At 69.3% G+C, this 14,938-nt stretch carries 19 protein-coding genes and 1 pseudogene; 12 read left to right on the plus strand and 8 right to left on the minus strand.

All coding sequences use genetic code 11. From position 1 onward, the window contains the following. Nucleotides 1–24: 24 nt before the first annotated feature. The 5 genes from ACZ3TS_RS05150 to rpmG form a co-directional block, all read right to left on the minus strand. Nucleotides 25–585 (minus strand): GNAT family N-acetyltransferase, encoded by a 561-nt coding sequence (locus ACZ3TS_RS05150; RefSeq protein ID WP_467613733.1) that lies wholly within the window; start codon nt 583–585, stop codon nt 25–27. Between the two features lie 73 nt (nt 586–658). Further along, nucleotides 659–895: a 30S ribosomal protein S18 gene (gene rpsR / locus ACZ3TS_RS05155; protein WP_076971340.1), complete on the minus strand. Its 237-nt coding sequence runs from the start codon at nt 893–895 to the stop codon at nt 659–661. Nucleotides 896–968: 73 nt separating this feature from the next. Then, a complete protein-coding gene (locus ACZ3TS_RS05160; protein WP_467613735.1) occupies nt 969–2,120 on the minus strand; it encodes a CobW family GTP-binding protein in 1,152 nt (383 codons plus the stop codon). After that, the gene (locus tag ACZ3TS_RS05165; protein ID WP_221753950.1) at nt 2,120–2,374 is read right to left on the minus strand and encodes a type B 50S ribosomal protein L31; all 255 of its coding nucleotides are present in this window, start codon (nt 2,372–2,374) and stop codon (nt 2,120–2,122) included. Before ACZ3TS_RS05165 ends, ACZ3TS_RS05160 begins: the two co-directional genes overlap by 1 nt. Nucleotides 2,375–2,405: 31 nt before the next feature. Beyond that, complete coding sequence (gene rpmG / locus ACZ3TS_RS05170; RefSeq protein WP_221753949.1) at nt 2,406–2,570, minus strand: 50S ribosomal protein L33; 165 nt, start codon at nt 2,568–2,570, stop codon at nt 2,406–2,408. A 68-nt stretch (nt 2,571–2,638) separates the two neighbouring features. Between rpmG and rpmB the strand changes: the two genes are divergently transcribed. The 3 genes and pseudogenes from rpmB to ACZ3TS_RS05185 all read left to right on the plus strand — a co-directional run. After that, nucleotides 2,639–2,875, plus strand: coding sequence for a 50S ribosomal protein L28 (gene rpmB, locus ACZ3TS_RS05175; RefSeq protein WP_467613737.1), 237 nt, complete (start codon nt 2,639–2,641; stop codon nt 2,873–2,875). Then, nucleotides 2,875–3,180, plus strand: a complete 306-nt coding sequence (rpsN, locus tag ACZ3TS_RS05180) for a 30S ribosomal protein S14 (RefSeq protein ID WP_467613739.1) — start codon at nt 2,875–2,877, stop codon at nt 3,178–3,180. Before rpmB ends, rpsN begins: the two co-directional genes overlap by 1 nt. Before the next feature lie 49 nt (nt 3,181–3,229). Beyond that, nucleotides 3,230–3,505, plus strand: a pseudogene (locus ACZ3TS_RS05185) (HoxN/HupN/NixA family nickel/cobalt transporter); the annotation flags it as partial. 238 nt (nt 3,506–3,743) lie between these two features. Here the strand turns inward: ACZ3TS_RS05185 and ACZ3TS_RS05190 are convergent. Further along, nucleotides 3,744–3,959 (minus strand): hypothetical protein, encoded by a 216-nt coding sequence (locus tag ACZ3TS_RS05190; protein ID WP_467613740.1) that lies wholly within the window; start codon nt 3,957–3,959, stop codon nt 3,744–3,746. Nucleotides 3,960–4,539: 580 nt separating this feature from the next. Here ACZ3TS_RS05190 and ACZ3TS_RS05195 point away from each other — a divergent pair. The 9 genes from ACZ3TS_RS05195 to ACZ3TS_RS05235 all read left to right on the plus strand — a co-directional run bounded on the left by ACZ3TS_RS05195 (nt 4,540) and on the right by ACZ3TS_RS05235 (nt 12,368). After that, complete coding sequence (locus ACZ3TS_RS05195) at nt 4,540–5,640, plus strand: IS110 family RNA-guided transposase (RefSeq protein WP_467613742.1); 1,101 nt, start codon at nt 4,540–4,542, stop codon at nt 5,638–5,640. A 32-nt stretch (nt 5,641–5,672) separates the two neighbouring features. Next, nucleotides 5,673–6,971 (plus strand): bifunctional 3-oxoadipate enol-lactonase/4-carboxymuconolactone decarboxylase PcaDC, encoded by a 1,299-nt coding sequence (pcaDC, locus tag ACZ3TS_RS05200; RefSeq protein ID WP_467613743.1) that lies wholly within the window; start codon nt 5,673–5,675, stop codon nt 6,969–6,971. 70 nt (nt 6,972–7,041) lie between these two features. After that, nucleotides 7,042–7,677 (plus strand): MBL fold metallo-hydrolase, encoded by a 636-nt coding sequence (locus ACZ3TS_RS05205; RefSeq protein WP_467613745.1) that lies wholly within the window; start codon nt 7,042–7,044, stop codon nt 7,675–7,677. Nucleotides 7,678–7,755: 78 nt separating this feature from the next. Further along, nucleotides 7,756–8,535 carry an exodeoxyribonuclease III gene (locus ACZ3TS_RS05210; RefSeq protein ID WP_467613747.1) on the plus strand — a complete coding sequence of 260 codons (780 nt, stop codon included), beginning with the start codon at nt 7,756–7,758 and terminating at the stop codon, nt 8,533–8,535. A 57-nt stretch (nt 8,536–8,592) separates the two neighbouring features. Then, nucleotides 8,593–9,033 (plus strand): DUF6278 family protein, encoded by a 441-nt coding sequence (locus ACZ3TS_RS05215; protein WP_467613749.1) that lies wholly within the window; start codon nt 8,593–8,595, stop codon nt 9,031–9,033. 119 nt (nt 9,034–9,152) lie between these two features. Further along, on the plus strand, nt 9,153–9,896 hold the full coding sequence (locus ACZ3TS_RS05220) for an amino acid ABC transporter ATP-binding protein (RefSeq protein WP_467613751.1): 744 nt from the start codon (nt 9,153–9,155) through the stop codon (nt 9,894–9,896). 17 nt (nt 9,897–9,913) lie between these two features. Continuing rightward, entirely contained in the window at nt 9,914–10,825 is a 912-nt protein-coding gene (locus ACZ3TS_RS05225) for a glutamate ABC transporter substrate-binding protein (protein ID WP_467613752.1), read from the plus strand. An 11-nt stretch (nt 10,826–10,836) separates the two neighbouring features. Beyond that, on the plus strand, nt 10,837–11,481 hold the full coding sequence (locus tag ACZ3TS_RS05230) for an amino acid ABC transporter permease (protein WP_467613753.1): 645 nt from the start codon (nt 10,837–10,839) through the stop codon (nt 11,479–11,481). Beyond that, a complete protein-coding gene (locus ACZ3TS_RS05235; protein ID WP_467613755.1) occupies nt 11,478–12,368 on the plus strand; it encodes an amino acid ABC transporter permease in 891 nt (296 codons plus the stop codon). The genes ACZ3TS_RS05230 and ACZ3TS_RS05235 overlap by 4 nt, the downstream gene beginning before the upstream one ends. 52 nt (nt 12,369–12,420) lie before the next feature. Here the strand turns inward: ACZ3TS_RS05235 and ACZ3TS_RS05240 are convergent, their stop codons facing one another. Both ACZ3TS_RS05240 and ACZ3TS_RS05245 read right to left on the minus strand, forming a co-directional pair. Next, complete coding sequence (locus ACZ3TS_RS05240) at nt 12,421–14,037, minus strand: alpha/beta fold hydrolase (RefSeq protein WP_467613756.1); 1,617 nt, start codon at nt 14,035–14,037, stop codon at nt 12,421–12,423. A 116-nt stretch (nt 14,038–14,153) separates the two neighbouring features. Beyond that, nucleotides 14,154–14,909, minus strand: a complete 756-nt coding sequence (locus tag ACZ3TS_RS05245; RefSeq protein ID WP_467613757.1) for a hypothetical protein — start codon at nt 14,907–14,909, stop codon at nt 14,154–14,156. Nucleotides 14,910–14,938: the final 29 nt, after the last annotated feature.

The raw sequence follows: 14,938 nt of genomic DNA on the forward strand, positions 1-14,938 counted from the left end.
ACCCCGGCCGTTCGCGGACGGCGGTCAGAGGACGAGGCTCATCAGGATCTCGTCGCGGTCGTCACCGGGGGCGACCCGCAGTGCCCCCGGCCATCGGCCGACCTCCACCCAGCCCAGCCCGCGGTAGAAGTCCTCAAGCCCCAGGCCGGACCTCGCGGTGAGCCCCAGCCGTTCCAGCCCCATCTCGTCACGGGCGACGCCGGGGACGCGGCGCATCAGCGCGGCACCGATGCCCTGGCGACGGAACCTGGTGTGCGTCTGCACGTGGTTGACCACGCCGCAGTGCGCGACGAGCGGGTGCGGATCTCGGCGAAGGAGCAGCCATCCCGCCAACACGCCGTCCACGGTGGCCACGAGCAGCCGGCTCCGTTGGGGATCGAGTGCGTCGACGATCCGGTCGAGCACCGGCCCGACGTCCCGCGGACTCACCGGCGGCAGCGTGACGCCGTGCGGGATGACCGCCCCACCGGTATTGCTCACCGTCACCCAGCAGTCGACCAGTTCCTGCCTCAGGCCGGAGGCCAGCTCGTGGGGCCGGGTGATCTGTGTGAACTCAGGTGACCTCACTGTCTTGAGCGCTCCCATGGTGATCAGCCTGCCAGACAGGCCCCGTCGGCGGGCCGGTCCGTCGGTGTTCACTGACCTCCGCAGCGCCCTGTCACTTGCTGGAGTACGGGAGGAGGGCCATTTCGCGGGCGTTCTTGATGGCTGCGGCCAGTTGGCGCTGCTGTTGAGCGGTGACGTGGGTGACGCGCCGGCTGCGGATCTTTCCCCGGTCGGAGATGAACCTGCGCAGCAGATCGGTGTCCTTGTAGTCGATGTAGGTGATGCCGGCCGCGATGAGGGGATTGGAGCGGGGCTTCACCGGCTTGCGGGTGTTGACGCGTCGGGTCATGCGGATTCCTCGGGTTGGGTGGTGACGGGTGACGGGTGACGGGTGACGGGTGACGGGTGGAGGGGGTGGCGGATCACGCGGCGTCGAGCAGGGAGTCGAAGGCCGCCGGCAGACGCTGCCACCCCTCGGGTCCGGCCGCGTATTCGGCGTCGGTGAGCAGGCAGGAGTCGAGGAGCTGCTCGATGCCGGAGCGGTCGAGTCCGGGTGAGGTGAAGACGAGGTGCTGGCAGCGGTCGCCGTGCTCCGGATGCCAGTCCAGGGCGGCGGCCGCTCGCCGTACCGGGGGGACCAGCTCCCATGCGGCGTCGGGCAGGGAGGCGAGCCAGGGGCCCGCGCTCTCGACGCACAGGGCGCCGCCGGCCGCGTCCCAGGAGAGCAGGGTGTCGGGGCGGTCGGCGAGCCAGAAGCGGCCTCTGCTGCGGGCGGCGGCGCAGCAGAGGTCCTCCAGCGCCTGGTAGAGGCGTTCGGGGTGGAAGGGGCGGGTGCGGTGCCAGACCAGCGTCGTGACGCCTGCCTCGTCGGCGTCCTGGGGCAGGAGTGCACAGGCCGGGTGCTGGGCCGTGGCCGCCGCCTCCACGTCGAAGCCGGCGAAGGCCAGGTGCGCGAGTTCGCCTGAGAGCGCGTCGACGTGGCGGGCGGTGGGGTGCAGCTGGGTCAGCAGGGCGTGGTCGTGTTCGTCCGCGTCCTCGCTGTCCACGAGGGCGAGGACGGGCGCGTACTCCAGTTGGCGCGCCCAGGTGTCGCCGACGGTGCGCTGGTCCGTCGCCGCTGCCGCGAGTCCCGCCTCGGCCAGGTCGTCTCCGTTGGAGAGGTACGGCAGGACCAGTGCCGGGTCCACCGCGGTGATCACGTTGGTGAGCGTCAGGTCGTCGCCGCTGTGTGCCGCCACGACCTCGGCCATGGCCTTGGGCTCGACCGAGTCCCACAACTCGACGATCGCCAGCCGTGTCAGACCATGGTCGGCCAGCCGCTCCAGCTCCGGGACGAGGTCCTCGCGCAGTGCGCAGCAGGCGCAGTCGTTGACCAGCGGCGTTTCGCCCGATGCGAGCACGCCGGACGCGTCGCGCAGGAGCCGTCGTACCGTTCCCTCGCCGGCGGTGGCGAGGTCGTGGTGAAGGGCGACGCTGCCCGGTACCGCTCGCAGGAGGCGGTCGACCACGTGCCGGCGGGCGTCCGTGTGCAGGCCGGCGACGATGACGACCGGCAGTCGGCCTTCCTCGCGCATCACCGGCCTCCGGATCGGCCGTAGCGGCGTTCGAAGCGCTCGACGCGGCCCGCGGTGTCGAGGACCCGGGCGGTACCGGTGTAGAAGGGGTGGCTCGCCGAGGAGATCTCGACGTCCACGACGGGATAGGTGTTGCCGTCCTCCCACTCGATGCGCTTGTCACTGGAGAGCGTCGAGCGGGTCAGGAAGGCGAAGTCGGCGGCCTTGTCGCGGAAGACGACGGGGCCGTAGGCGGGGTGGATGCCGGGCTTCATGGCGGGCTCCCTGGAGGGGTGGGTGGTCGGATCAGCGTTCTTCACGGAAGTCGACGTGCCGGCCGACGACCGGGTCGTACTTGCGCAGGACCATGCGGTCCGGGTCGTTCCGGCGGTTCTTCCGGGTCACGTAGGTGTAGCCGGTCCCCGCGGTGGAGCGGAGCTTGATGACCGGGCGGAGTTCGTTGCGAGCCATGAGCGCTACTATATGGGAATGATTTCCATTATCGATAGTCAGCCGTCCAAGGAGAGGCAGGTCACCCCATGTCCGCCCGCTGCCAACTGACCGGCGCCCAGCCGGGCTTCGGCAACCACATTTCCCACTCGCACCGGCGCACCTCCCGCCGCTTCAACCCCAACATCCAGCGCAAGCGGTACTGGCTTCCCAGCGAGTCCCGACACGTGCGGCTGACGTTGAGCGCCCGGGGAATCAAGATCGTCGACACCATCGGCGTGGAAGCGGCGGTCGCGCGCATCCGTGCCCGGGGAGGAAAGGTCTGATGGCCAAACGAAGCAAGATCGCGAAGAACGAGAAGCGCAAGGCCGTCGTCGAGCGGTACGGCGCCCGGCGGGCCGAACTGAAAGAGATCGTTCGCCGTCCTTCCTCGACGGAAGCCGAGCGAGCGGCCGCGATCGCCGAACTGCGCCGGCAGCCCCGCGACGCCAGCGCCACCCGCGTCCGCAACCGTGACAGCGTCGATGGCCGCCCCCGGGGGCACTTGCGCAAGTTCGGGCTCTCCCGTGTCCGCGTGAGGGAACAGGCGCACGCGGGCTTCCTGCCCGGTGTCACCAAGTCCTCCTGGTGACGGCGGTTCCCACGTACTCGCGGAGGAAGACCAGGGGGCGCGTCTCAGCATGAACTTCGCCTACCAGGGGGCCTTCTCGAACCCGGTCCGCAAGGTCTTTTACAACCTCACCATCACCAGCCTGTCCATCGCCGTGGCCTTCCTGATCGGCACGATCGAACTCGTGGGCGTGCTGCACGAGAAGCCCGACATGCGCGACGCCGTGACCGACTGGATCGCCGGCCTTGACCTGGACAACGTCGGCTACCTGATCGTCGGTCTGTTCGTCGTGGTGTGGGCCGCCGCGGTGGCGTACTGGAGGCTGGCCGGGGTGGAGCAGCGGTGAGCGGCTCGGCTGGGTGAGAGCGGCTGACACCGCGATACCGTCTGAGGGCCGGGAAGCCTCGACGTTTCCCGGCCCGTCGCTTCGTGTGTCTCCTTGAGCGGGGACCGGACCGCTGTCCTGTGCGGGCACGCTGCTGGTCCTGGACGGCACGCCTGCGCACGCCCACGCTGCGCTCCAGACCGCCATACCCGCCCTTGGTGCCGGGAGGTGGGATGCCCGGCGCCGGCGTCATGTCATGTCATGGCAGGGTGATGCCGTCCAGCTTGCCTGCCTTGGCGTCGGTGACGATCGAGGAGAACTGGTCGGCGCTCATCTGGACGTGCTGGCCGAAGTCGTCGGTCAGGATGATCCGCTGCTCGGCCGGGGCGGCGGGGTCGACGAAGAGCTGGGGACAGCCGCAGTTGCATTCGCCGCAGAACGTCGCCACCGGTTCGAGTTCGTTGATGTCGGTCATGCTGCTCCGCCTCCGTGGGCACAGGGGGTGCGGCGCGCCGGCTTCTGGCCGGGGTGGCTGCGGGGGACTCCCCGAGGCATACCCGGCGCGCTGGACGCGGACGCGAGCCCCGCCGGGTGCGGGGGCGCGGCGGGTAGCCGGTGTACGCTCGTGCTCCGTCCACGCTTCCGTCGCCTCGATTCGGCCACCTTGGCCGGGAACTGAACGGGCCCGCCGTTCTAATGGTCCGCCTTCGACTCGAAGTGACCTACGGCGGCGGCATGGTGTCAGTTCCGCTGGCAGGCGACCGGCGCTTCGACTCGATTCGTCCGAACGAGCGAACTGACGTGGCCGCAAGCCGGATAGACGGAGAACAGTAGGTGGGTGCTGTCCTGCGGCGGGGTCTGACTCCTGAGATCTCTGACCGTGGTGTCCTGATCACACTGTGTCGAACCGCCGGTCGGGGACGGTGCGTTGCTGCTCTCGGGCTGACCGGGCGTGTCTCGATAGGGGCCTGTCGGAAAGGCGTCATCACGATTCTGACCGTCCGCACGGCCCGGTGCCGGCTACCCGATAAGCCGTCGGCCTAAAAGGAACGAGCATGATCGGCACACCTTCCACTTCGCGTCCTCGTCGGCGCCGGCCGGCGGCGGAGGTGGTTCTTGGAGTGGACACGCACCGGGATGCCCATGTGGCAGCTGTGCTCTCCCTGGTGGGAGAAGTGATCGGCACCGAAGAGTTCCCGGCCACCGCGGCTGGATACCGAGACCTGCTGGGGTGGGCCAGGGCGTCGGGTACGGTGCGCCGGGCCGGAGTGGAAGGGACCGGTTCCTTCGGAGCTGCCCTGTCACGCTACCTGCTGGCCCAGGGCGTGGACGTTTTCGATGTGAACCGGTTCGACCGGACCGACCGCCGTCGACGCGGCAAGTCGGACCCGCTCGATGCCGAGAACGCGGCCCGGGCGGTGCTGAGCGGGCGGGCGCGCGCCCAGGCCAAGACGGGCGACGGGCCAGTGGAGATCGCCCGGATGTACAAGCTGGCCAAGGACTCGGCGGTCAAGGCCCGCACCCAGGCGATCAACCAACTCAAGGCCGTCCTCATCCGTGCCGATCCGCAGCTGAGAGAGGAACTGGCCGGGCTGGGCAACGCAGAACTCTTCCGCACCTGCGCAGGGCTCGTCGACGACAGCCCGAACCACGAGGCCGACGAAGGGGCGGTGCTCCACGCCACCCACGTCACCCTGGGTCTCCTGGCCTGGCGCATCAGGCAGCTCAGCGAAGAGGTCCAGAACTTGGAAGGCCGCCTGACCCGACTGGTGGAACGCCACGCTCCGCAGCTGCTCGAGGTGGTGGGCATCGGTCCGGACACAGCCGTCACTCTGCTGATCACGGTGGGAGACAACCCGGAACGCCTGGGCAGTGAGGCGTCCTTCGCGGCGCTGTGCGGGGTCAGCCCCGTCGAGCGCTCCTCGGGCAGTCGGCAGTACCGTCGCCTCAACCGCGGCGGCGACCGACAAGCGAACGCGGCCCTGCACCGGATCGTGCAGACCCGCCTGCGCGTCGACCCGCGCACCCAGGACTACTACGAACGTCGCAGCAAGGAGGGCAAGACCCGGCGCGAGATAGTCCGAAGCCTCAAGCGCTATGCGGCCCGGGAGGTTTTCCACCTGGTCAGACCTGTGCAACCGCAACCTCCGTTATAGGGGCAGTCGTGAGACGTGAGAGGGTCTGGGGCGTGAGTGAGACACCACCGAACACCCTGCAATACCGCTTTGACGGGCCAGAAGACGCTCCGGTCCTGATCTTGGGTCCCTCACTGGGTACCACATGGCACATGTGGGACCGGCAGGTCCCGGAGCTCGCCAAGCAGTGGCGGATCTTCCGGTTCGACCTGCCCGGGCACGGCGGCGCCCCCGCGTACCCAGCGGGCTCCGTCACGGACCTCGCCGCCCGGCTGCTCGCCACCCTCGACGCGCTCGGTGTGCAGCGCTTCGGCTACGCGGGCTGTGCGCTCGGCGGTGCCGTCGGAGCCGAACTGGCGCTGCGCCACCCCGGACGCCTCGCCTCGCTCGCCCTGATCGCCGCCTCGCCCCGCTTCGGCACGGCCGACGAGTTCCGTCAGCGCGGCGTGATCGTCCGGACCAACGGGCTGGACCCGATCGCCCGGACGTCCCCGGAGCGCTGGTTCACCGAAGGGTTCGCGGCCGCCCAGCCGGCGATCACCGAGTGGGCCGTGCAGATGGTGCGCACCACCGACCCCGGCTGCTACATCGCGGCCTGTGAGGCGCTGGCCGCCTTCGACGTACGGGCCGAACTCGGCCGTATCGGCGTACCGACCCTCGTCCTGGTCGGCTCCGAGGACCAGGTCACCGGTCCCGCCGAGGCGCGCACCCTCGTCGCCGGGATACCGGACGCCCGGCTCGCGGTCGTCCCCGGCGCCTCCCACCTGGTGCCCGTCGAGCAGCCCGCGGCGGTCACGGATCTGCTCGTCCACCACTTCGCGACGGCGTGGCAGCCCGCGTTCGACGCGACCACCGGCCAGATGGCGGCGATCATGGCGCCGCCCGTCAAACCCGTACTGGCCGCGCCGCCACCGGTGGCGCCCCTGGCCGAGATCGCCCCGGCCGTCGCACTGCCCGAGGCCGGGGGCAGGCCGGACCCGTACGACGCGGGGATCAAGATCCGCCGCGAGGTGCTCGGTGACGCGCACGTCGACCGGGCGCTCGCCTCGGCGGACGACTTCTCCGGGGACTTCCAGGAGTTCATCACCCGGTACGCGTGGGGCGAGATCTGGGACCGGCCCGGTCTCGACCGGCGCACGCGCAGCTGCGTCACGCTCACCGCGCTGGTCGCGGGCGGGCACCTGGAGGAACTCGCCTTCCACACCCGGGCGGCCCTGCGCAACGGACTCACTCCGGGAGAGATCAAGGAAGTGCTGCTCCAGGCGGCCGTCTACTGCGGCGTACCGGCCGCGAACAGTGCGTTCAAGGTGGCGCAGCAGGTCGTCCGCGAGGAGACCACGCCCCACGAGTGATCGTCAGGCGGGTAGCAGGAGCACCACGCTCAGGGAGCCCCGGCCGGCCGGGCCGGGGCACGATGGAGCCATGAAGCTCACGAAGAAGTCGCACGCCTGCATCCGGCTCGAGAAGGACGGGCGCACACTCGTCATCGACCCCGGCACCTTCAGCGAGGAGGACTCCGCGGTCGGCGCCGACGCCATCCTGGTCACGCACGAGCACCTCGACCACTTCAACGAGGAGCGGTTGCGGGCCGGGATGGAGGCCGACCCGGGCGCGGAGATCTGGACCCTCGCGTCCGTCGCGGAGAAGATCTCGGCGGCGTTCCCGGGCCGTGTGCACACCGTCGGCCACGGGGACACCTTCACCGCCGCGGGCTTCGACGTCCAGGTGCACGGCGAGCTGCACGCCGTGATCCACCCGGACATCCCGCGCATCACGAACGTCGGCTATCTGATCGACGGCGGGAAGGTCTTCCACCCCGGCGACGCCCTGACCGTCCCCGGCCACCCGGTGGAGACGCTGATGCTGCCGGTGATGGCGCCCTGGAACAAGATCGCCGAGGTCATCGACTACGTCCGCGAGGTCAAGCCGCGGCGTGCGTACGACATCCACGACGCTCTCCTCAAGGACCTGGCCCGTCCCATCTACGACAGCCAGATCGGCGCCCTGGGCGGCGCCGAGCACCTGAGGCTGACGCCGGGGGCGTCGGCGGAGGTCTGAGGCCCCCGGAGCCGGGAGGTCGGCCACGGTGAGGTATGCCCGGACGCGTTGTCACACCCGCCAGGTAGGTTGTGGGGCATGCGCATCGCGACCTGGAACGTGAACTCGATCACCGCCCGCCTCCCGAGGCTCCTGGCCTGGCTGGAGAGCAGCGGCACGGACGTGCTGTGCCTCCAGGAGGCCAAGGTCGCCGAGGAGCAGTTCCCGTACGGCCAGCTGCGCGACCTCGGTTACGAGGCGGCGGTCCACGCCACCGGCCGGTGGAACGGCGTCGCGGTGCTCTCCCGAGTCGGCATCGAGGACGTGGTCAAGGGACTGCCCGCCGACCCCGGCTACGAGGGTGTCCAGGAGCCCCGCGCCATCTCCGCGACCTGCGGCCCGGTCCGCGTCTGGTCGGTGTACGTGCCCAACGGCCGTGAGGTGGAGCACCCCCACTACGCGTACAAGCTCCAGTGGTTCGAGGCCCTGAGGGCGGCCGTGGCGGGCGACGCGGCCGGCAGCCGCCCGTTCGCGGTGCTGGGTGACTACAACGTGGCGCCGGCGGACGACGACGTGTACGACGTCGCGGCCTTCGAGGGCGCCACCCACGTCACCCCGGCCGAGCGCGCCGCCCTGGCCGGGCTGCGGGAGGCGGGCCTCGCGGACGTCGTCCCGCGCCCGCTGAAGTACGAGCACCCGTTCACGTACTGGGACTACCGCCAGCTCTGCTTCCCCAAGAACCGCGGCATGCGCATCGACCTGGTCTACGGCAACAAGCCGTTCGCGACGGCGGTCAAGGACGCGTACGTGGACCGCGAGGAGCGCAAGGGCAAGGGTGCGTCGGACCATGCACCTGTGGTGGTGGACCTGGAGGTGTAGAGGGTCTGCGCAGTGTCACTGTGGTGCGACCTGTCGCACCGGTGACACGCTGAGCGTATGAACATCCCCTTCCTGGGCAACTGGCGCAAGAAGCACGGCCCCGCCTTCGGCGTCGCGGTGTTCTCCGAGGGTGACACCGAGGCGAGCGGTGTTGCCGAACTCCTCTCCGAGTGCGAGTTGCTGCGCTCGCAAGCCGGGCAGGCCGGGGTCGAGCTCGACGACTCCGCCGCGTCGTTGGAGGCGCTCGACCAGCTCGTCCCGCGCTGGCGCGACGACGAGGAGATCCTCCCCTGGCTCGGGAACGACGCGGGCCTGTATCTGGGTACCGTGATCGTACGGACGGTCCCCGGCGCCGCCTGGGAGATCTGGCCCAACGGCCACCCCGTGGTGCGGCTGGCCTCCGGACGCGAGATCGACGTGGTGGCCGACGGCCACACCTGGGCCTCGACGGGCGCTCCCGAACTCTCCCACGTCTATGCCGAGGTGGCCGAGGTCTAGCTCCACCAGCACCTAGTAAATACGGCTAATGCCCGAAAGGTGCGTGTCGGGTGTCGGGCCCGTGCCCGTCTGGATAGTTTGCGGGGCCTGCGGCACGGAGCGAGTAGGGCGGGCTGGGCATGGCGGTCGATCCGCTGATCGAACTTGACTGCGTGAACAAGTGGTACGGCGACCTGCATGTCCTCCAGAACATCGATCTCACGGTCGGCAAGGGGGAGGTGGTCGTGGTCATCGGCCCGTCGGGGTCCGGCAAGTCCACGCTCTGCAGGACGATCAACCGGCTGGAGACCATCCAGTCCGGCATCATCAGACTCGAGGGCCGGCCGCTGCCCGAGGAGGGCAGGGCCCTGGCCCGCCTCCGTGCCGACGTGGGCATGGTCTTCCAGTCCTTCAACCTCTTCGCCCACAGGACCGTCCTCGACAACGTCTCGCTCGCCCCGGTCAAGGTGCGCCGGCGCAGGAAGGACGAGGCCGACAAGCGCTCCCTCGAACTCCTCGACCGCGTCGGCCTCGTCTCCCAGGCGTCCAAATACCCGGCCCAGCTCTCCGGCGGACAGCAGCAGCGCGTCGCCATCGCCCGCGCCCTCGCCATGGAGCCCAAGGCGCTGCTGTTCGACGAGCCGACCTCAGCCCTCGACCCCGAAATGATCAACGAGGTCCTGGAGGTCATGCGCCGGCTCGCCCGCGACGGCATGACGATGGTCGTGGTCACGCACGAGATGGGCTTCGCGCGCGCCTCCGCCAACCGTGTCGTCTTCATGGCCGACGGCCGCATCGTCGAGGACCGCACCCCCGAGGAGTTCTTCACCACTCCGCGCAGCGACCGCGCCAGGGACTTCCTGTCCAAGATCCTCAAGCACTGACCGGGGGAGTGCGACCCGTGACCCGTACCAGATGCGTGTGCCTTGCCCTGGCGGTGCTCGTGACACCGGCGGCCGCCTCCTGCGGAAAGGAGGGCAGCCCGCCCACCAAGGGGCCGGCCACCGACAAGCTCCCCCATTACCAGGTGGCACAGGGATTCCAGCTCCCCGACTCGCCCACCTGGAGACGGGCGAAGAAGCGCGGCCACTTCGTCGTCGGCGCCAAGGAGGACCAGCCCTATCTCGGTGAGAAGGACCCCGCAACCGGTACCTACTCCGGCTTCGACATCGAGATCGCGAAGATGATGTCGGCCTCGCTCGGCTTCCCGCCCAGGACGATCCGATTCAAGACCATCGCCTCCGCCAACCGCGAAACCGCCCTGCAGAACGGGCAGATCGACTACTACGTCGGCACCTACACCATCAATGCCCTGCGCAAGAAGCTCGTCGGCTTCGCAGGCCCATACTTCATGGCCGGCCAGGACCTGCTGATCCGCAAGGACGAGGACGGCATCAACGGCCCGCAGGACCTCGACGGCAAGCGCGTGTGCTCGGTGGCCGGATCGACCCCGTACCAGCGCATGCGGAAGGACTACCCGAAGGCGGTCCTGGTCGCATACGACACGTACTCCGTCTGCGTGGACAACCTGCTCACCTACCAGGTCGACGCCGTCACCACCGACGACGCCATCCTCATCGGCTTCGCGGCGAAGGCTCCGAAGGAACTCAGGGTCGTCGGCAGGCCCTTCTCGAAGGAGCCGTACGGCATCGGCGTCCCGCACAGCGACAACGCTCTCAGATTCGCCCTCAACGACGCACTGGAGGCCCGTCAGAAGAAAGGCGACTGGAAGAGGGCGTTCGAGGCGACGCTCGGCCTGTCCGGGGTGCCCGCGCCCTCCCCGCCCCCGATCGACCGCTATCCGGCGAGCTGAGCGAGGCATGTGTGAACGTACTGACAGACAACTTCTCCACCTTTGCCAAAGGATTCCTCGGCACCGTCGAACTCACCGTCTACTCCTCCCTGTTGGCCCTCGCGCTGGGATTCGTGATGGCCTCGTTCCGGGTCGCACCCGTACGGTCCCTCAGGGCCTTCGGCACCGCATGGGTGACAGTCCTGCGCAACACCCCGCTCACCCTGTTGTTCTTCGCGGTGCTGCTCGGGCTGCCGCGCTTCGGACTCGTGCTGCCCTTCACGGTGTTCGCCGTCCTGGCACTCGGCTGCTACACCTCGGCGTTCGTCTGCGAGGCACTGCGATCTGGCATCAACACCGTCCCCACGGGCCAGGGTGAGGCGGCCCGCAGCCTCGGCATGACCTTCGGCCAGACGCTCTCGCACGTCGTGCTGCCGCAGGCCTTCCGCTCGGTCATCCCGCCGATCGGCTCGATCCTGATCGCGCTCGCCAAGAACTCGGCGATCGCGGGCGCGTTCAGCGTGACCGAACTGCTCGGCACATACAGGACCCTGAGCGAACTGGGCTACAACATCGTCTGGACGTTCATCTGGATCGCCGTGGGCTATCTGATCATCACCGGTGCCATCAGCGCGGTCTTCAACATCCTCGAACGCCGCTGGGGAGTGGCCCGATGACCGTCAAAGCCGCCGGGACCACGGCCCTCTACGACCTTCCGGGGCCCAGGGCCCGGCAACGGCACCGCGCCTACGGCGTCGTGTCCACCGCCGTCCTGCTCGCCCTGGTCGCCTGGGCCGTGTATCTCCTGTCCACCACCGGCCAGTTCGCGTACACGAAGTGGATGCCCTTCGAGTACAAGGGAATCCAGGAACTTCTGCTGCGGGGCCTCGGCAACACGCTCAAGGCCTTCTCCGTCGCCGCCGTGCTCTCCCTGGCCCTGGGCGGGATCCTCGCCACCGGACGGCTCTCCGAACACGCCCCGGTGCGCTGGGCGTCCACGCTCGTGGTGGAGTTCTTCCGGGCCATGCCGCTGCTGGTGATGATCTTCTTCATCTTCGTGGCGCTCAAGGTGCAGCCTCTGCCCGCACTGGTCGCCGGCCTCACGCTCTACAACGGCTCTGTGCTCGCCGAGGTCTTCCGCTCGGGGATCAACTCGGTTGACCGCGGCCAGAAGGAGGCCGCGCACGCGCTCGGCATGCGCAAGGCGCAGGTCATGTCGTACGTCCTCGCACCGCAGGCCGTACGGGCCATGCTGCCCGCCATCATCAGCCAGTTGGTGGTGGCCCTGAAGGACACCTCCCTCGGCTTTCTGATCACCTATGAAGAGTTCCTCCACGCCGGGAAGCTCATCGCCTCGAACCTCGACTACGATTTGCCGTTCATCCCCGTGGTGATGGTGATCTCACCGATCTACATCGGGATGTGCATGTTGCTCTCCTGGTTCGCGCAGTGGGCGTCCCGGTGGGAGCGGCGCAGTCCCAAGACCGAGGCCGTGGATGTCACCGCGGCCCAGCCAGGGACGCTGCTGCCGGGTGGGGTTCCCCCCACGGCCCCGAAACCGTAGGGGGAGGGGAGCGGCAGCCACAGGGCCAGGCCCGGCCGGCGGCAGCCGGAGATCACTGCTCGCGCAGCGGAACGGACACGTAGGAGGGATCGTCCGCCGGCGAGGAGAAGGTCAGCTGCGCGCCGGACGGGTTGTGCTCCATGTAGAGCGGGTCGACCGTGTCGACGACCAGGGCGAGCCGGTGTCCGGCGGGGACGTCGTAGGCCGTGGAGAACAGCTCCAGGTCGACGTCGAACGGCTTGCCGGGCGTCTTGCCGTACCAGGTGTACGGCGCGTTGCTGACCAGCTTGCCGAGGCCGAGCGGGCCCACGTCGTAGAGGTACGCGACGAGGGTGCCGCTCTCCCTCGTGTCGGTCACCGTGGTGTGCAACTTCACCGTGCCGCGGATCCGCCCGGCGGTGGTGTACTTCTCCGACTGCCACACGGCGGCCCAGCGGCGGGGGAGGAGCGGGATCGAGGCCACCGGGGGCGCCTGGGCCACCTGATCGAGGATGCTCGAGAGGAAGATGATCCCGCCGTCCGCGCCGGAGTCGACGTTCGCGTGGATCGTGGTCGTACCGGCGAGGTCGATCTTCCTGCGGGTGGCGGCCACCGACTTCCAGTCCGGGTGGCCCTCGTAGCCGCCCGCGGAGCGGGACTTGAGTTGGACCGGCTGCTCCCGGTCGATGCCGTTGTCCACGCCCTTGAGATAGCGGTCGAGCCACCGCTCGGTGTCGGTCCACACGTCGTTGGGCAGCCCGAACAGTCCGGTCAGCTCGGCCGTGGCGTGGTCGCCCGGACGCAACTCCAGTCTCTTCGGGACCCTCAGCTTCTCGTAGAAGTCGGCGTACCCGTTGGCCGGGAAGATGGTGTCGCCCCAGGCGTTGGCGAGCATGATCGCCGCACCGTTCCGGTTGAGCTGGTCGATGTAGGTCGCGGGGGAGCGCTTCCTCCCCCAGGCGATGATGTCCTGCTCCCTGGACAGGTTGGAGGCGTAGAAGTCGTTGAACACCTGCCTGACTTCCGGGCTTTCGCGGCCGGTGAGGGTCGCCGCGCCGTCCAGCAGGGCGGCTGCCTGGACGTGTTGGGTACGGCCGGAGTAGATGGAGCCGATCAGGTCCGACCAGCCGCTGAGCGAGGCGACGGCCCTGATGCGCTTGTCGTGTGCGGCGGCGAGCAGGCTGATACCCGCTCCGTAGGAGACACCCGCCATGCCGATGTGCCGTGCGTCGGCCGGCGTGTTGGCGAGCGCCCAGTCGATGACCTTGGAGGCGTCGGCTATGTCGGGCGGTCCTGCGACTTCTATCTCGCCGCCGGACTGCCAGAAGCCGCGCACGTTGTAGGTGAGCACCACATACCCGGAGTCGGCGAGCTTCCGGGCCTGCGCCAGGTACTCGATCTGCGGCAGGCTCCAGCTCGTGGGGAGCACGACGAGCGGGTAGCGGCGTGTGCCGTCGGCGCCCTGGGGCATGACGACGTTCGCCTTGAGGACCGTGCCGCCGTCGCCGGTGATGTCGACGAACCGCACGGTGTCCGCGGCCTGCGCGGTGGGGGCGAGCCCGAGGGCGCTGCCGGCGATCAGCGTCGCCGAGACGGCACCCACGGCGGTCGTACGCAGGGCCTTGCGTGAACGCCCGCCCGTCTCCCACCGCCGCCCAGTTCGAAGGCGCTCGGCGCCCCCTTCATCCATGGGTCACTCCTCACTCGTGTCAGTGCAAAGTGACCCGACGGTAACCTCGGCTCCTTACCAGAGGTAACCCGTCGGTAAGTTACGCAGGAGTAACGATTGTTGACGTATGAAGAAACCTAGGAGGCGCGGTGTGAGTTGCGGGGAGCCGGCACCGGAGCAGGAGCCTGGGCGGCCCGGGTGACGTCACCCACCAACTCCACCACATCCGGCCCGTACGCCTGCGAGTTGACGACCTTCAGCAGCAGGACGAAGGAGCCCGTGCCGTACTTGCGCGCCAGACGCTCGTGGCGGCGCGCGAGGTAGCGGGTGGCCGCCTGGTTGGTGATCGCACGCTGGCCGCAGAAGAGGAAGACGGGTCTCGCGCCGCGGCCGAGATCCGCGGTGAGCCGGGCGAGGATCACGTATTCGGCCTTGCCGGGCTCCAGTCGGTAGCGCTCGCCGCCGATCTGGAACGCGCCCCGCTCCGGGCCGGGTTCGGCGTCGGTGTTCACCTGTATGCCGGGCAGGAGGGAATGGAGGTGGGCTGCCATCCGGCGATTCGACGCGGGGCCGCCGACGCAGAACTCCGTACGCTCGCCGAAACCCTGCTGGGCCGCGTCGTGCGCGACGACCTGGGCATGGGCACCGCAGTCCTTGATGAGCGCGGAGAGTTCCAGCAGCGCGAACACGTCGTGGCGCATCACCGTGAGCTCGGGGCCGCCGGCCTCACGGTTCACCACCAGCAGCGACTCGGAGTTGTTGGGCAGCCCGAAGAAGGCCTGCTTGCGCCGCAGTTTGCGCCGCCACAGGTAGGTGCGGGCCAGCCAGCCGAGCGCGGCGCTGATGCCGGCCGCGATCACGCCGAGGGCGATGTTGCGCACGTCGTCGTTCATGGGCGCGCATGGTAGCGGGCTCGAGCGGA

It is taken from the genome of Streptomyces sp. NPDC022910 (assembly GCF_055561075.1).

What these genes read in the sequence shown, in the direction of transcription:
- ACZ3TS_RS05165 (WP_221753950.1), bottom strand. Translation starts at nt 2,374, where the DNA reads ATGAAGCCCGGCATCCACCCCGCCTACGGCCCCGTCGTCTTCCGCGAC.
- rpsR (WP_076971340.1), bottom strand. Translation starts at nt 895, where the DNA reads ATGACCCGACGCGTCAACACCCGCAAGCCGGTGAAGCCCCGCTCCAAT.
- ACZ3TS_RS05160 (WP_467613735.1), bottom strand. Translation starts at nt 2,120, where the DNA reads ATGCGCGAGGAAGGCCGACTGCCGGTCGTCATCGTCGCCGGCCTGCAC.
- ACZ3TS_RS05220 (WP_467613751.1), top strand. Translation starts at nt 9,153, where the DNA reads ATGGCGGTCGATCCGCTGATCGAACTTGACTGCGTGAACAAGTGGTAC.
- ACZ3TS_RS05240 (WP_467613756.1), bottom strand. Translation starts at nt 14,037, where the DNA reads ATGGATGAAGGGGGCGCCGAGCGCCTTCGAACTGGGCGGCGGTGGGAG.
- ACZ3TS_RS05210 (WP_467613747.1), top strand. Translation starts at nt 7,756, where the DNA reads ATGCGCATCGCGACCTGGAACGTGAACTCGATCACCGCCCGCCTCCCG.
- ACZ3TS_RS05245 (WP_467613757.1), bottom strand. Translation starts at nt 14,909, where the DNA reads ATGAACGACGACGTGCGCAACATCGCCCTCGGCGTGATCGCGGCCGGC.
- rpmG (WP_221753949.1), bottom strand. Translation starts at nt 2,570, where the DNA reads ATGGCTCGCAACGAACTCCGCCCGGTCATCAAGCTCCGCTCCACCGCG.
- ACZ3TS_RS05150 (WP_467613733.1), bottom strand. Translation starts at nt 585, where the DNA reads ATGGGAGCGCTCAAGACAGTGAGGTCACCTGAGTTCACACAGATCACC.
- ACZ3TS_RS05190 (WP_467613740.1), bottom strand. Translation starts at nt 3,959, where the DNA reads ATGACCGACATCAACGAACTCGAACCGGTGGCGACGTTCTGCGGCGAA.
- ACZ3TS_RS05195 (WP_467613742.1), top strand. Translation starts at nt 4,540, where the DNA reads ATGATCGGCACACCTTCCACTTCGCGTCCTCGTCGGCGCCGGCCGGCG.
- ACZ3TS_RS05215 (WP_467613749.1), top strand. Translation starts at nt 8,593, where the DNA reads ATGAACATCCCCTTCCTGGGCAACTGGCGCAAGAAGCACGGCCCCGCC.
- rpmB (WP_467613737.1), top strand. Translation starts at nt 2,639, where the DNA reads ATGTCCGCCCGCTGCCAACTGACCGGCGCCCAGCCGGGCTTCGGCAAC.
- ACZ3TS_RS05235 (WP_467613755.1), top strand. Translation starts at nt 11,478, where the DNA reads ATGACCGTCAAAGCCGCCGGGACCACGGCCCTCTACGACCTTCCGGGG.
- rpsN (WP_467613739.1), top strand. Translation starts at nt 2,875, where the DNA reads ATGGCCAAACGAAGCAAGATCGCGAAGAACGAGAAGCGCAAGGCCGTC.
- ACZ3TS_RS05205 (WP_467613745.1), top strand. Translation starts at nt 7,042, where the DNA reads ATGAAGCTCACGAAGAAGTCGCACGCCTGCATCCGGCTCGAGAAGGAC.